At 67.4% G+C, this 12,816-nt stretch carries 14 protein-coding genes; 6 read left to right on the forward strand and 8 right to left on the reverse strand.

Translation table 11 applies throughout. The annotated features are described in order from the left end of the window. Nucleotide 1 precedes the first annotated feature (1 nt). Nucleotides 2-1,306 carry a ferredoxin reductase family protein gene (locus HMPREF3014_RS16625; protein WP_009875759.1) on the reverse strand — a complete coding sequence of 435 codons (1,305 nt, stop codon included), beginning with the start codon at nt 1,304-1,306 and terminating at the stop codon, nt 2-4. 204 nt (nt 1,307-1,510) lie between these two features. On the opposite strand from HMPREF3014_RS16625, the gene HMPREF3014_RS16630 reads away from it, so the two are divergent. After that, nucleotides 1,511-2,254 carry a metallophosphoesterase gene (locus tag HMPREF3014_RS16630; RefSeq protein WP_009875758.1) on the forward strand — a complete coding sequence of 248 codons (744 nt, stop codon included), beginning with the start codon at nt 1,511-1,513 and terminating at the stop codon, nt 2,252-2,254. Nucleotides 2,255-2,257: 3 nt separating this feature from the next. On the opposite strand, the gene HMPREF3014_RS16635 is transcribed toward HMPREF3014_RS16630, so the two are convergent. Further along, nucleotides 2,258-3,226, reverse strand: coding sequence for a CE1 family esterase (locus HMPREF3014_RS16635; RefSeq protein ID WP_003084939.1), 969 nt, complete (start codon nt 3,224-3,226; stop codon nt 2,258-2,260). Between the two features lie 249 nt (nt 3,227-3,475). Between HMPREF3014_RS16635 and HMPREF3014_RS16640 the strand changes: the two genes are divergently transcribed. After that, on the forward strand, nt 3,476-3,895 hold the full coding sequence (locus HMPREF3014_RS16640; protein WP_009875757.1) for a DUF1090 domain-containing protein: 420 nt from the start codon (nt 3,476-3,478) through the stop codon (nt 3,893-3,895). Between the two features lie 191 nt (nt 3,896-4,086). Here HMPREF3014_RS16640 and HMPREF3014_RS16645 read toward each other — a convergent pair whose 3' ends face one another. The 3 genes from HMPREF3014_RS16645 to HMPREF3014_RS16655 form a co-directional block, all read right to left on the reverse strand. After that, nucleotides 4,087-4,545 carry a c-type cytochrome gene (locus HMPREF3014_RS16645; RefSeq protein WP_009875756.1) on the reverse strand — a complete coding sequence of 153 codons (459 nt, stop codon included), beginning with the start codon at nt 4,543-4,545 and terminating at the stop codon, nt 4,087-4,089. Between the two features lie 112 nt (nt 4,546-4,657). After that, nucleotides 4,658-5,044: an MAPEG family protein gene (locus tag HMPREF3014_RS16650; protein WP_003101585.1), complete on the reverse strand. Its 387-nt coding sequence runs from the start codon at nt 5,042-5,044 to the stop codon at nt 4,658-4,660. 69 nt (nt 5,045-5,113) lie between these two features. Further along, nucleotides 5,114-5,944, reverse strand: a complete 831-nt coding sequence (locus HMPREF3014_RS16655; protein ID WP_009875755.1) for a DMT family transporter — start codon at nt 5,942-5,944, stop codon at nt 5,114-5,116. A gap of 228 nt (nt 5,945-6,172) precedes the next feature. Here HMPREF3014_RS16655 and HMPREF3014_RS16660 point away from each other — a divergent pair, with 228 nt between their 5' ends. The 3 genes from HMPREF3014_RS16660 to HMPREF3014_RS16670 all read left to right on the forward strand — a co-directional run bounded on the left by HMPREF3014_RS16660 (nt 6,173) and on the right by HMPREF3014_RS16670 (nt 8,407). Beyond that, the gene (locus HMPREF3014_RS16660; protein ID WP_003121803.1) at nt 6,173-6,682 is read left to right on the forward strand and encodes a disulfide bond formation protein B; all 510 of its coding nucleotides are present in this window, start codon (nt 6,173-6,175) and stop codon (nt 6,680-6,682) included. Nucleotides 6,683-6,769: 87 nt separating this feature from the next. After that, nucleotides 6,770-7,378 carry a LemA family protein gene (locus HMPREF3014_RS16665; RefSeq protein WP_003084923.1) on the forward strand — a complete coding sequence of 203 codons (609 nt, stop codon included), beginning with the start codon at nt 6,770-6,772 and terminating at the stop codon, nt 7,376-7,378. 3 nt (nt 7,379-7,381) lie between these two features. After that, nucleotides 7,382-8,407, forward strand: a complete 1,026-nt coding sequence (locus tag HMPREF3014_RS16670; protein WP_009875753.1) for a TPM domain-containing protein — start codon at nt 7,382-7,384, stop codon at nt 8,405-8,407. Nucleotides 8,408-8,517: 110 nt separating this feature from the next. On the opposite strand, the gene HMPREF3014_RS16675 is transcribed toward HMPREF3014_RS16670, so the two are convergent. The 3 genes from HMPREF3014_RS16675 to HMPREF3014_RS16685 all read right to left on the reverse strand — a co-directional run bounded on the left by HMPREF3014_RS16675 (nt 8,518) and on the right by HMPREF3014_RS16685 (nt 12,207). Continuing rightward, nucleotides 8,518-9,072, reverse strand: a complete 555-nt coding sequence (locus tag HMPREF3014_RS16675) for a helix-turn-helix domain-containing protein (RefSeq protein ID WP_003101576.1) — start codon at nt 9,070-9,072, stop codon at nt 8,518-8,520. 17 nt (nt 9,073-9,089) lie between these two features. Further along, on the reverse strand, nt 9,090-10,379 hold the full coding sequence (locus HMPREF3014_RS16680) for an NAD(P)/FAD-dependent oxidoreductase (protein ID WP_023086922.1): 1,290 nt from the start codon (nt 10,377-10,379) through the stop codon (nt 9,090-9,092). Between the two features lie 337 nt (nt 10,380-10,716). Next, nucleotides 10,717-12,207 (reverse strand): helix-turn-helix transcriptional regulator, encoded by a 1,491-nt coding sequence (locus HMPREF3014_RS16685; RefSeq protein ID WP_003084906.1) that lies wholly within the window; start codon nt 12,205-12,207, stop codon nt 10,717-10,719. A gap of 285 nt (nt 12,208-12,492) precedes the next feature. Between HMPREF3014_RS16685 and HMPREF3014_RS34805 the strand changes: the two genes are divergently transcribed. Further along, nucleotides 12,493-12,756 (forward strand): hypothetical protein, encoded by a 264-nt coding sequence (locus tag HMPREF3014_RS34805; RefSeq protein ID WP_003084903.1) that lies wholly within the window; start codon nt 12,493-12,495, stop codon nt 12,754-12,756. The last annotated feature ends 60 nt before the right edge of the window (nt 12,757-12,816 follow it).

Below are 12,816 nucleotides of genomic sequence, written 5' to 3' on the forward strand. Positions count from 1 at the left end.
CTCAGCGCATGCGGAAGGCTTCCTGGTGGAACAGCCGCAGCGGCATGCCCTGCCGGCGCAGATCGCGGCGCAGGCTGTCGGCCAGCCCCTGCGGACCGCAGAACCAGACGCTCGGCCAGCGTCCTTCGGCGCTCTTCAGCACGCCCAGTTGCGCCGCCTGCGGCTTGCCCTGCTCGTCGCTATAGCGGATGTGCAGGGTCACGCTGGGCAAGCGTTCGCAAAGCTCGCGCAAGCGCCCGGCGAACAGCGCTTCCTGGGAATTGCGCACGCAATAGTGCAGCTCCACCGATGGCGCGCTTTCCGGCGCGGCCTGCAGCGACTCCAGCCAGGCGATGAACGGCGTCACGCCGATCCCGGCGGCGACCCAGACCTGCCGCCCGGCCAGGCCACGGCGGAAGTCGAAGCAGCCGTATGGCCCCTCCACCTCGACCCTGGCGCCGACCTCCAGGTTGTCCTGCAGGCGCCGGGTGTAGTCGCCCAACGCCTTAATGCTGAAGCGCACCTCGCCGCAGCCGCGGTCGGCGCTGGCGATGGTGAACGGATGGGCACCCTCCAGGCGGTCGCAGGTGAGAAAGGCGAACTGCCCGGCCCTGTGCGACCAGTCGCCCTGCAGCCGGCAGGTCACCTCGAGCAGGCTTTCGCCGCGCCGCTCGACGGCGGTGACCACGCCCGCATGGCGGCGCGCGCGACCGATCCGCCCGCTCAGAGACAACAGTGCGCAGGCCGAACCGAGCAGTGCGCAGGCCGCCACCAGCCAGCCGGCCGGCTGGCTCCAGTAGCTGGCCGGGGCGAGCACCACGGAATGGAAGGCCAGTACCAGGTAGACCAGGGCCAACGCCTTGTGCACATAGCGCCAGAGGTGATACGGGAAGCGCTGCCAGAGAGTGATCAGCAGCATCCCGCCGAGAATCCACGCCGACCATTCACCCAACTCCTTGGCCGAGCCACGGAAGACATCGAGGAAGGTTTCCACCCGCGGGCCTTTCACCGGTTTGCCGACGATACCCGCCAGCCAGGGGCCGGCCAACTCCAGCAGGTAGTGCAACAGGCCGAGGACGATGGCCAGGATGCCCGCCCACTTGTGCAGGCGGTACATGCGGTCGAGCCCGTCCAGCGGCTTCTCCAGCCAGACCGGACGCACCGCCAGCAGCATGATCAACGACATCAGGGCGAAGGACGCTACCCCGGTAAGCAGGATCGCCTGCTTGCGCACCACCCAGATATCCAGGCTCGCCGGCGGATCGACGGCCAGCGTCAGGCCCCAGGCCGCCAGCGCGGCGGCGAGAACTCCCCATAACAGTTTCATTGGCACCACTCCCCGACAGAACGCGCGAATCGCTGGAATGAACCCTGCGCGTCCAGTCTTAATTGTCCCTTAACTTCATGGGGGAATTAGCGAGGCCAGCGAGGTTTTCCCGCACAGCCATGACCTGCGTCAATCGTTGTCGGCCTTCAACCCCGGGGTGGGCGGAGCTATGCTGGTCCGCCGCGCCTACCGCCGAGCCGTGCCATGAAGATCCGCCTGCTGTCCGACCTCCACCACGAACATTTCGACGGGCGACGCCAACTGCCAGAGGTCGAGGCCGACGTGGTGGTGCTGGCCGGCGATATCCACAGCCATCTGGAAGGCCTGCACTGGGCCCGCGAGACCTTCGCCAACAGCGAGATCGTCTACGTCGCCGGCAACCATGAGTTCTACTCCTCGGAAATGACCGACCTGACCCAGGCGATGCGCAATATCGCCCGGGCGCTGGAGATCCACTTCCTGGAAAACGACGAAGCGCGGATCGGCCCGGCGCGCTTCCTCGGCGCCACCCTGTGGACCGACTTCCAGCTCTATGGCGCTGACGGCTATGCGCCCGCCCATGAGCTGGCCCTGCAATCGATGCCGGACTTCAGCTGCATCGACTGGTTCGGCGGCGACTTCACCCCCGAGCAGAGCATCGCCCTGCACCGGGCCTCGCGCGACTGGCTCGCCGAACAACTGGCGCGGCCCCACGACGGCCCGACGCTGGTGGTCAGCCACCACGCGCCCAGTGCGCTGTCGATCCCGCCCCAGTTCGCCGGCAACCCGCTGTCGCCAGCCTTCGCTTCCAACCTCGACGAACTGGTGGCGCAGGCCGACTACTGGCTGCACGGTCACGTCCACGATGCCCTCGACTACCGCATCGGCCGGGCACGGGTGCTGGCCAATCCGGGCGGCTATCCCCACGAGAGAGGCGGGTTCCGTCCGGAATTCGTCTTCGAGGTCTGAGCCTCAGCGCGGCAACTGGCTGAAGAAGCGCCAGATTTCCGCTGGCGCGTCCAGTTCCGGGTCGCTCTTGCCGAGAATCCGCGGGAAGCGATAGTCCGGCTGCGCCAGCACGTGGCCGCCGCCATGCACGCTGAGCAGCTCCACCGGCGGATGGCCGTCTTCCTGCCAGCGCTGGCGCTCGGTCCAGACCGGGCCGGGACGGGTCAGCGGCGCCACGTCCGGCGGCGCGGCGATGCCGTTCAGGCCGGCCCACCAGCGTGCCGAGTCCAGGGTCGAGCGTACCGCGCCCCGGTCGCCGAAGCCGAACAGGCTGACCTTGCCGCCGAGATAGGGATTGATCGGATCGCGCGTACCGTTGATCAGCAACGCCGCGGTCGGCCGCTCGACCGGCCGACAGGCATCATTCTCCGTGGTCGGCAGGCTCGCCGCCACCGTTGCGATCGCCGCCGGCAACCCCGGTGCTTCGGCGGCCAGGCGGAAAGCCATCTGGCCGCCATTGGAGTAGCCGGCGACATATACCCGCTGCGGATCGACGCGGTATTCCTGGGCCAGCCGCGCCACCAGCGCGCGGAGGAAAGCCACGTCATCGACGTCACGCAGCCGCGCCGAATAGCTGGCGGCCTTGCGGCAATCGTTCCAGTGGCCCTCGAAGCCGTCCGGGTAGGCCACCAGGAAACCTTCTTGCGCCGCCAGCCGGTCGAAGCCGTAGCCGCTGATGCGGCGCATCTGCGCGCCGTCGCCCCGTGAGCCGTGCAGCACCACCAGCAACGGCGCTCCCTCGGACACGCCCGGCGGCACGTAGAGCAGGTAATGCCGGCGCAGGCCCGCGACCTTCAGGCTCGAGTCCTCGCTGTGGCCGGCCAGCGCGGGGGGGCGCAGGGCCTCGTCCTGCAACCACCACCAAGCGCCGGCGAGCAGCGCCAGGACCAGCAGCAGGATAAGCGTGCGAACCAGGCGGATCAGCGTACGCATCGCGGTTCTCCCGTTCTCGGTGTCTTCGGACAACGTTAGGCCGGGTTGTGCCGGAATGCCCGAACCATGGCCCTTCTCCAGAGACCCCGGGGCGGCGTACTTTGCTCCCGGACAACCACAACCGTGCCGTTTGCTGGCACACTTGCGCCTTTGTCACGCCGGCTGCCGCCTGCCTCATCCGCCTGCCAGGACGCTCGGCCGAGCCGTCGTCCGGCAACCGCACCGGCCGTTCGATCAAGGAGCCAACCGATGTCCATTCGTCCTTCACTGCCGCTGGCCGGGCTGCTGCTCGCCGTCGCCCTGCCGCTCTCTGCCGCCCAGCCGGGCGCAGCCAAAGGCGCCCCACTCAGCGGTTGCGCCGCCAAGCAGGCCGCCATCGAGGCGAAGCTGGAAACGGCCCGCTCGTTCTCCAACGAAGGCCAGGTGGCCGGCTTGGAAAAGGCCCTCTCCGAGGTCAAGGAACACTGCACCGAAGCCGGCCTGCTGAGGGAGAACAAGCAGAAGGTGATCGACAGCGAGCGCGAGGTCAGCGAACGCGAGAAGGATTTGCGCAAGGCCATGGGCAAGGGCGATCCGGAGAAGATCGAGAAACGCAAGGCCAAGCTGGCCGAGGCCCGCGCCGAACTGGAAGAGGCCAAGAAAGGCCTGGAACAGGCCCAGGCGCAGTAGGACACCAGGTACCGCCCTACGCCTCGCGCCTCCCACGCAAGGCGTATGACGCCCATGGTGTTATCCGCCATCCGCGCCGCAGCGGGACACCAGGTGCCGCCCAGCGCTGCCGCAACGGCGGATGAGCGCCAGCGCTCATTCGCCCTACCCCTCGCGCCTTCCAGGTACGGCGTATGACGCCCGGTCCGGCCTCAGAGCGCGCGGAATTTCTTGTGGCAGGCTTCGCAGGCGTCTTCCACCGCGGCGAAGTCCTTGCGCACGCCATCCGGGGTCGGCGTGGCCTGGCGGGTGTTGTCCTGAAGACGGTTCATCGCGTCGATGAAGACCTGGGTGGCGGCCTTGAACTCCTGCTGGCGCTGCCAGACCTCGTCCTTGGCGCGGGTGTCCTCGCCCTCCTCGCCGGCCTTGGGACTGGGGAAGTACTGCCAGGGCTGGTCGGCCAGTTGGTGCAACTTCGCCGATCCGACGCGGAACTTCTCCGCGTCGAAGGGCAGGCGTCCGCGGAGCATCCCGCCCATGTCCTCGCTGGTCCGTAGCATTTCCTTGAAGATCGCCTGGCGCTTGGCCTCGGGCGAATTGGGATCCATACGGTGACAGCCGCTCAGGGCGACGCCGGCCAGCAGCACGACGAGCAGGGACTTCAGCTTCATGGCAAGGCTCTTTTTTCAGGGTCGATCACGGAAGCGGCGGATTATCCGCCGCCACCGCCGATTGATCCAGAGCCGCGCGCCCGCACTGCGGCCATAGGCCGCAGCGGGCTGCTCAGGCGGAAACCACGAAGAACGCGGCGATGAGCAGCATGCCGACGAACCAGACCAGCGAGCGCAACGGCCCCCAGTCGGCGAGGTAGCAGATGACGTAGAGCAGGCGACTGGTGATCCAGGCAATGGCCAGGCTATCCAGGGTCGCCTGCGAAGCGTTGCCGACCAGATGGGCGATGATCACCGCCGCGGCGAACGCCGGGGTCACTTCGAAAGCGTTCAACTGGGCGTTGTTGGCACGCCGGCGAAAGCCTTCGAGCGAACCGAGGAACGCCCGCGGGTCGGCGTTGGCCCGACCGCCGTAGCCCTCCCCGCCGAACTTGGCGATGGAGGTACAGACGTAAGGCAGGAAGATCGCGATCAGCACGCACCAGAAAGCGATGGTCATGGCAGTTCCTTGTAGTTGTGGAACTGCAACTCAAGCTGGCGCCGCTCGTTCTGTAAAGGCACAGCCCCTTCAGAGCTTCATCAGCAGCATTCCGGCCAGCACCAGGCCGCACGCCAGCAGGCGTGGCAGTCCGAACGGCTCGTTGAGGAAGCGCATGCCGAACAGCACCGCCAGCAGCACGCTGGTCTCGCGCAACGCTGCCGCTTCGGCGATCGACCCCAGCTGCATGGCCCACAGCACCAGGCCGTAGCTGGCCAGCACGCAGACCCCGACCGCCAGGCCGAGCTTCCACTCCAGCGCCCAGAAGCGGGCGAAGGCGCGGGTTCGCGCGCCGACGGCGATCAGCGGGAACGGCAGGCCGGAAAGCAGCGTCAGCCAGACCAGGTAGTCAAGCGCCAACGGCCAGCGCTTCAAGGCGTTGCCGTCGCTCCAGGTGTAGCCGCCGATGCACAGGCCGATCAGCAGCACCACCGGCAGGGTCCGCCAGGGCAGCCGCGAACCGCCGCCGCCCCAGAGCAGGCAAAGCATGCCGAAGGGGATCAACAGGATGCCGAGGATCTGCCGGCCGCTGAGCTGCTCGCCGCCGAACGCCAGGGTCAGGCCCAGCACCACCAGCGGCGACAGCCCGCGCATCAGCGGATAGACCAGGCCCAGGTCGCCGACCTTGTAGGCCTCGATCAACAGTACCCGGTAGAGCAGTTGCAGGACGGTGGCGCCGAGCAGCCAGAGCCAGACTTCGGCCGGCGGCAGGCTGACGAAGGGCAACAGCAGGATGGCGCAGAGCACGCCGACCACGTCCATGCAGGCGACCACCAGCAAGCGGTCGCTGCTGAACTTGACCAGGGTGTTCCAGGTGGCGTGGAGAACGGCGGCGCATAGCACCAGGCTGGTGGCTAGCATGACGGGCCTTATTGGTATAGACCAGGATAGTCTATCCCGGCGGAGGCTCCAAATGCTCGCCTCGTTGCGGCGTTTTTCCCTGAAAGCTCCTACGAAAGCGGAGAAACATGCAGCAGACATCGTTACGTCAAACGGCTTAATCTTCGGACAATCCTGATGGACTACCATCGGCCAGCGCCGCACAGTGCCGGCCCGGCCTCCCTTATCAACGACACAGGAATCCCTGCCTTGAGCGCTCTCCTCAAGCCCCTCGACAATCGCTTGTTCTGGCCCGCGGTCGCCATCGGCGGCCTGCTGATCCTCGCTTTCGTCCTCTACCTCCAGCACGTGCGCGGCTTCGCGCCCTGCTCGCTGTGCATCTTCATTCGCCTGGACGTGCTCGGCCTGGTGCTCGCCGGGATCGTCGGCAGCCTCGCCCCGCGTTCGCGGATCGCCGGCGGCATCGCCGCGCTGGGCATGCTCGCCGCCAGCCTGGGCGGGATCTACCACGCCTGGTCGCTGGTCGCGGAAGAGAAACTGGCTGCCCAGGGCATGGGCAGTTGCAAGATGTTCATGGGCTTCCCCGAATGGATACCGCTGGATAGCTGGCTGCCGCAGGTCTTCCAGCCCGAGGGGCTGTGCGGCGAAGTGGTCTGGACCCTGCTCGGCCAGTCCATGGCGGTCTGGTCGCTGGCGCTGTTCGTGTTCTGCCTGCTGGTCCTGGCGGCCAAGCTGGCGTTCGGCCGCCGCACCGCCTGACAGAGCCGATATCCGTGCCGGCACAAGGAACGTGCTGGCCATTGGCTGGTCTACAATCGAGCTTTCTCAACCCGGATGAGTACCACCATGCCTCGATTCCTCAGAAATGCCCTCCTTCCCGTCCTCGCCCTGCTGCTCAGCGGCTGCGGCTACAACGCCATGCAGGCCGGCGACGAACAGGTGAAAGCCGCCTGGTCGGAAGTGCTCAACCAGTACCAGCGGCGCGCCGACCTGGTACCCAACCTGGTCAGCACGGTGAAGGGCTATGCCTCCCATGAGGCGTCGGTCCTGACCCAGGTCACCGAGGCCCGGGCCAAGGTCGGCAGCGTGCAACTGAACGCCGACCAACTGGACGACGAGCAGGCCGTGCAGCGCTTCCAGAAGGCCCAGGGCGAACTGAGCTCGGCGCTTTCGCGCCTGCTGGTAGTCACCGAGAACTACCCGCAACTGAAGGCCGATGGCTTGTTCAAGGACCTGCTGACCCAACTGGAAGGCACCGAGAACCGCATCGCCGTCGCTCGCGGCCGCTACGTCAAGTCGGTACAGGAATACAACGTGCTGCTGCGCCAGTTCCCCGGCGTGATCACCGCCAAGCTGTTCGGCTACAAGCCCAAGGCGAACTTCAGCGTGGAAAACGAAGCGGCCATCTCCACCGCGCCGAAAGTCGATTTCGGCAACCCGCAACCGGCGCAGTAAGCCATGCGCCGGCTGCTACTGGGCGCCGGGCTGCTGCTCGCCAGCCTGGTCGCCTGGGCCGATGTGCCACCGATACCCGCGCTGACGGCGCGGGTCACCGACCTCACCGCGACCCTTTCCGGCGACCAGCGCCAGCACCTGGAGCAACAGCTCGCCGCCCTGGAAGCCAAGAACGGCGCGCAGCTCGCGGTGCTGCTGGTCCCGACCACCGGCGACGATTCCATCGAGGAGTACGCGGTGCGTACCTTCGAGAAATGGAAGCTGGGCCAGAAGAAGGTCGACGACGGCGTCCTGCTGCTGGTGGCGAAGAACGACCGCACCCTGCGCATCGAGGTCGGCTACGGCCTGGAAGGGGCCATCACCGACGTCCAGGCCGGGCGGATCATCAGCGAGCGGATCACGCCGCAGTTCCGCCAGGGCAATTTCTATGGCGGAATCCAGGCCGGCGTGGACAGCCTGGTGCAACTGATCGATGCCGAGAAGAACCCGGAAAGCGCTACCGCCAGCGCTCCCGTCGACGCCTTGCCGGCGGTTCCCGAGGCCACGCCGCCGCGGGCCCTGCCGCCACCGGTCGACGAGGGTGAGGTGTATGACAGCGCCCCGCCGGAGCCGAAAAAGAAGAGCGGCCTGAGCGGACAGCTCTGGGGCAACCCGGTCTACCTCGGTGTCTATGTGGCGGTCCTGCTCGCCGTGGCCCTACTCGGACGCCTGCTGCCGTTGCAGTGGATGCGGCGGCGCAGCATCGGCCGCTTCCTGCTTTGCAGCGCGGCGGTCGCCGGCCTGGCCTGGCTGTTGAGCATGGGCCTGTGGCAGAACGTCGACCGCGCGGCGGACGACAGTCTCGGCGTACTGGCGCCGACCCTGTTCATCTACGCCCTGTTCCTGCTTCCCGGCGAAGTGCTGATGGCCATCCTCAGCGCCATCCTCAATAGTCGCGGCGGCGGTGGGGGAGGCGGCAGCGGCGGTGGCAGCATCTTCCGCGGTGGCGGCGGCTCCAGCGGCGGCGGCGGCGCCTCCGGACGCTGGTGACGAAAAGCCCGAGGCCTGTGCCTCGGGCTTTTTTCATCGGTCGGCGACGGTTCTCGCCGATGCCGGAAGTCTTCGCCGCTATCCGGCAAACGACCGGGTAACGCGCTTCGTCAGGCGTATACCCAGAGCACCCTGACCGGCGCCTGGCTGCGGTTGGCGTAGCGGCTGCGCATATGGCTGGGAATCTGGAAACCGTCGCCGGCCTGCAGGCGCAGCTCCTCGTCCTCCAGCCACAGGGTCAGCTCGCCTTCGAGCACGTAGCCGCCCTGCTCCGAGCTGTCCAGCAGGTCGCGCTCGCCGCTGTCGGCACCCGCTTCAAGGCAGGTTTCGAGCATGAAGAAGGCGCCGCCGAGACGCGGCGATACCAGGTTGTCGCTGGCGCCACGAGCGTAGGCCAGGGTCCGACGCTCGCCCGGGCGGGTCACCCAGGGCGAGGCCTGGATCTTCGGCGAGCAGAAGAAGTAGGTCGCCGGCACCCCGAGCACCTGGCTGATGGCGACCAGGTCGTCCACCGCCGGCCGCGAAAGGCCGCGCTCGACCTGGGAGACGAAGCCCACCGAACGGCGAATGCCGTCGGCCAGCGCCTGCAGGGTGATGCCCTTGCGCTTGCGCAATTCGCGCACCAGGCTGGCGATCTCCGCCAGGTCGTCGGCTACTTCGCTCATCTCGGCTCCGGGCCCTCTCAGAACAGGTCGCGCAAACGGTAATACGCTTTGCCCAGGGCTTCCAGCGGCGCGGCGAAGCGCTGGCCGCCGGGAAACTTCGGATTGCGCAGGCGCTGGTAGAGCGCCAGGGTCTCGTCGTCGCCGAGCAGCGCGTCGCTGACCGCCCTGGCCGCCGCCAGACTCGGCAGCACGCCGTGGCCGGAGTAGCCTTGCAGCCAGTAGCGGTTGCCCTGCCGGCCGATGTCCGGGGTACGCCGCATGCTGCAGTCGATATGCCCGCCCCAGGCATACTCCAGCGCCACCCCGCGCAACTGCGGGAACACCCTTTCGAGATAGGGCCGGGTGGCGGCGCAGATGTCGCTGGGCATGCCGCCCAGGTAGGTGCAGCCGCCGCCGAACAGCAGGCGGTGGTCCGGGGTCAGGCGGAAGTAGTCGAGGACGAACTGGTTGTCGGTCACGCAGCAGTTGCGCGGCAGCAACGACTTCGCCCGTTCCTCGCCGAGCGGCTCAGTGGCGACCTGATAGGTGCCCACCGGCAGCATCCGTTGCGACAGCTCGCTGTCCAGCCCGTCGATGTAGGCGTTGCAGGCCAGCACCAGCGCCGCGCAGCGGATCTCGCCGTGCTCGGTACGGACCCGGTAGCCGTCGCCCTCCTCGCGATAGTTCAGGGCCCGGGTCCGCTCGTGGATACGCCCGCCGGCGCGCTCGATGGCGGCGGCCAGGCCGAACGCCAGCTTGAGCGGATTCAGGTGTGCGGCGTGGGGATCGTAGAGACCGGCAAGGTAGCGCTCGCTGGCGATCCATTCGGGCAACTCGTCCTTCGCCACGAAGCGTAGCCCCTCGTAGCCCCAGCGACGGTTGGCCTCGGCCTGCCAGTCGTAGAGCAGGCCGACCCGGCGCGGCAGGATCGCCGTCCATAGGTGACCGACCCGGTAGTCGCAGTCGAAGCCATGTCGCTGCGGCAACTCGCGCATCTCGCCGGCCGCCCAGAGCATGCCGTCCCAGAGACGGCGTGCGCCTTCGTAGCCGAGGTCGGCCTCCAGCGGCGGCAGGTCGCTGGACCAGCCGGGCAGCGCCTGCCCACCGTTGCGCCCGGAGGCCGCCCAGGCGATCCGGCTGGCTTCGATGACGCATACCTGGCGTCCGCCTTCGACCAGCCGCAGCGCCGTGTGCAAGCCGCTGAAACCGGCGCCGACCACCAGCACCTCGCAGTCGAGGTCACCCTCCAGGGCCTGGCGCGGCTGGATCAGTTCGGGATTGACGGCGGCGTAGTAAGTGCCGACATGCTCGTTGGATTGCAGGAACATCGCGACCTCCGTGAAATTATATTGGTTATTTTTCATGAAAAATAACACTTAAAATTTCACGACACCAGTCCCGAGCATTCGCAAACGGCCGGCAGGATGCCGTCGCGCACCAGCAGAGGCAGAGGGGCAAATATTCGAAAGGAGGCGGGAAGCCCCCCGCCAGAGCGAAACTGGCGAGGGGAACAGACGTGCGGACGGCGCGGCTCGCGCCGCGGAGAAAAGGTGCACGACCACGGGCGGGGGCATGCCGGGCGTGCTGCGCCAGTGTCGGCGCCGACGGGAGCGGGCGACAGGTACGAATGCACCAGCCGCCCTGGTGCATTCGTACCCTCTTCGTTTATTTGCGCCCGTTGCCGTTGCGCGGCTCCGGCGCGAATCCGCGTTCGCGTGCCCAGACGATGGCCTCGCCACGGCTGTGGACATCGAGCTTGGCGTAGATGGTCGCCACGTGGTTGCGCACGGTGTTCGGCGCCAGGCCCAGTTCCTTGGCGATCTCCTTGTCCGCCAGGCCCTGGCAGATGAGGTCGAACACCTCGCGCTCGCGCGCAGTCAGGTCGGCCAGTTCGGCGCCGGTGCCCGGCGCGTTGGCGCGGCGCACGTTGGCGAGCTTTTCGATCAGGGTGCGGCTGAACCAGGAAGCGTCCTGCATCACCGTCTCGATGGCGTGCACCAGCTCCATTTCGGTGCGCCGCCGGTCGCTGATGTCCAGCAAGGCCACCAGCACGCAGTCCTGCTCGTTGAGGCTCACCGCCTCGGCCGAGACCAGGCAGTCCAGGCCGTTGCGATCCTTGTGCTGCAGGCGCAGCTGGACGTTGCGCACGCTGCCGCTCTGCGCCAGCAGCTCGCCCAGGCGCTCGGCGCCGCCGTCCTGCCACAACCCGCAGGCGACGGTGGACTCGCCGAGCAGTTCCTCGGCCTGGTAGCCGAAGGTTTCGCTGAAGGCCTGGTTGATGTCCAGCGCCTGCAGGTCGTCGCCGTACAGCACCAGGCTCGGCACCGGTGCCATGCGGAAGGCCTTGGCGAAGCGCTCCTCGCTCTTGCGCAGGGCCTCCTCGGCCTTCTTCCGCGGTTCGAGATCGGTGAAAGTGAAGAGCATGCAGGCCTCCTCGCCGACCTCTATCGGCTGCCCGGCGACCACCACGCACTTGCGTCCGCCCTCCGCCACCCGCAGGCTCGCCTCCATCTGCGGGATGGTCTCGCCGGCGCCCAGGCGCTCCACCGCCAGTTCGCGGCGCTCGGCCTGGTCGAGTACGTCCAGCTCGTACACCGAACGGCCGATCACCTGGTCGCGGGCATAGCCGGTCATTTCCAGGAAACCGACATTGACCTTCACGTAGCGGTAGTCGCTGAGCCGGCAGATCACCGCCGGCGCCGGGTTGGCATTGAAGGTCTTCTCGAAGCGCTGCTCGGCGCTGGCCCACTCGGTGGCGTCGTGGAGGATCAGCACCAGGCAGTCGGGCTTGTCCTCGGGGGTGGTCAGCACCAGCCCGCGCACGCGGTGCACCCAGCGGGTGTCCTCGTCGGCGGCGGGAAACACTTCCACCACCACGTCGCTGAAGCACTCGCCAGCCACCAGGCGCTCGGCCGGGTACTGCCCCTCCTGCAGCGGATGATTGTTGCGGTAGCGCAGACGAAAGCGTTCGCGATACTCGCCGGTATCGGCGCCCAGGCCTTCCAGCGAATCGACGCCGTGCATCGCCAGGGCCGCCTCGTTGGCCCAGAGGATGCGCTGGTCCGGCTCGATCAGGATCACCCCTTCGGTAAGACCGGCGATGATCTGCTGCAACTGGCGGCGGTCGGTCTGGGTACGCAGTACCTGGTCGTTCATGCTGTTCCTCTTGGATGGAGCGATTTTCCGGGGGCAGCAAGGATGCCCGCCCGCCCTGACCGCGCACGCGTGACGATTGCACTAGCGGTGCTAGTGCATTTGCATCGCGAAACGATAGCGGAGGCACCCCTACCCTGGCGATACAGGAAGCAATGTCCGGGCGGGAAGCCCAGACGCCGCGCCGGCCGGGAGGCTACGCCGCCCCTCGGTCCCGAGGTCGTCGACGCATCCACCCGACTCGCCCTGCACGAGAAGAAAGCCCCATCCCCTTGCATGAGCGATGCGATGAGCAAGAACAAGCACCCCGATCTCGGCGAGATCCAGCGCAGCCTGAACCAGGCGCTGGAAGGCTACGACTGCCAGTGCCGGATGCACTACGACGGCACCGTCAGTATCAATGTCGCCGCCCGAGAGCACGACGAAACCTTCACCTTCGTCGGCATCCAGCCCGGCGAGCTGGACAACCCCACCCGCCTGCACCTGTTCGCCGAAAGCCTGCGTCGCGACCTGGCACTACTGGAGCCCTGGTTGGGAAAGCACGCAGCCTAGAATAAAAAAAGCGCCCCACAGGACCAAAACGACGTCCGGAGGCGCATGCGAGGACAGAGG

This window comes from Pseudomonas sp. HMSC065H01, assembly GCF_001815235.1.
Lineage (GTDB): Bacteria > Pseudomonadota > Gammaproteobacteria > Pseudomonadales > Pseudomonadaceae > Pseudomonas > Pseudomonas aeruginosa.

Excerpts from the sequence above, each read along its gene's own strand:
- HMPREF3014_RS16625 (WP_009875759.1), bottom strand. The coding sequence starts at position 1,306 with ATGAAACTGTTATGGGGAGTTCTCGCCGCCGCGCTGGCGGCCTGGGGC.
- HMPREF3014_RS16630 (WP_009875758.1), top strand. The coding sequence starts at position 1,511 with ATGAAGATCCGCCTGCTGTCCGACCTCCACCACGAACATTTCGACGGG.
- HMPREF3014_RS16635 (WP_003084939.1), bottom strand. The coding sequence starts at position 3,226 with ATGCGTACGCTGATCCGCCTGGTTCGCACGCTTATCCTGCTGCTGGTC.
- HMPREF3014_RS16640 (WP_009875757.1), top strand. The coding sequence starts at position 3,476 with ATGTCCATTCGTCCTTCACTGCCGCTGGCCGGGCTGCTGCTCGCCGTC.
- HMPREF3014_RS16645 (WP_009875756.1), bottom strand. The coding sequence starts at position 4,545 with ATGAAGCTGAAGTCCCTGCTCGTCGTGCTGCTGGCCGGCGTCGCCCTG.
- HMPREF3014_RS16650 (WP_003101585.1), bottom strand. The coding sequence starts at position 5,044 with ATGACCATCGCTTTCTGGTGCGTGCTGATCGCGATCTTCCTGCCTTAC.
- HMPREF3014_RS16655 (WP_009875755.1), bottom strand. The coding sequence starts at position 5,944 with ATGCTAGCCACCAGCCTGGTGCTATGCGCCGCCGTTCTCCACGCCACC.
- HMPREF3014_RS16665 (WP_003084923.1), top strand. The coding sequence starts at position 6,770 with ATGCCTCGATTCCTCAGAAATGCCCTCCTTCCCGTCCTCGCCCTGCTG.
- HMPREF3014_RS16670 (WP_009875753.1), top strand. The coding sequence starts at position 7,382 with ATGCGCCGGCTGCTACTGGGCGCCGGGCTGCTGCTCGCCAGCCTGGTC.
- HMPREF3014_RS16675 (WP_003101576.1), bottom strand. The coding sequence starts at position 9,072 with ATGAGCGAAGTAGCCGACGACCTGGCGGAGATCGCCAGCCTGGTGCGC.
- HMPREF3014_RS16680 (WP_023086922.1), bottom strand. The coding sequence starts at position 10,379 with ATGTTCCTGCAATCCAACGAGCATGTCGGCACTTACTACGCCGCCGTC.
- HMPREF3014_RS16685 (WP_003084906.1), bottom strand. The coding sequence starts at position 12,207 with ATGAACGACCAGGTACTGCGTACCCAGACCGACCGCCGCCAGTTGCAG.
- HMPREF3014_RS34805 (WP_003084903.1), top strand. The coding sequence starts at position 12,493 with ATGAGCAAGAACAAGCACCCCGATCTCGGCGAGATCCAGCGCAGCCTG.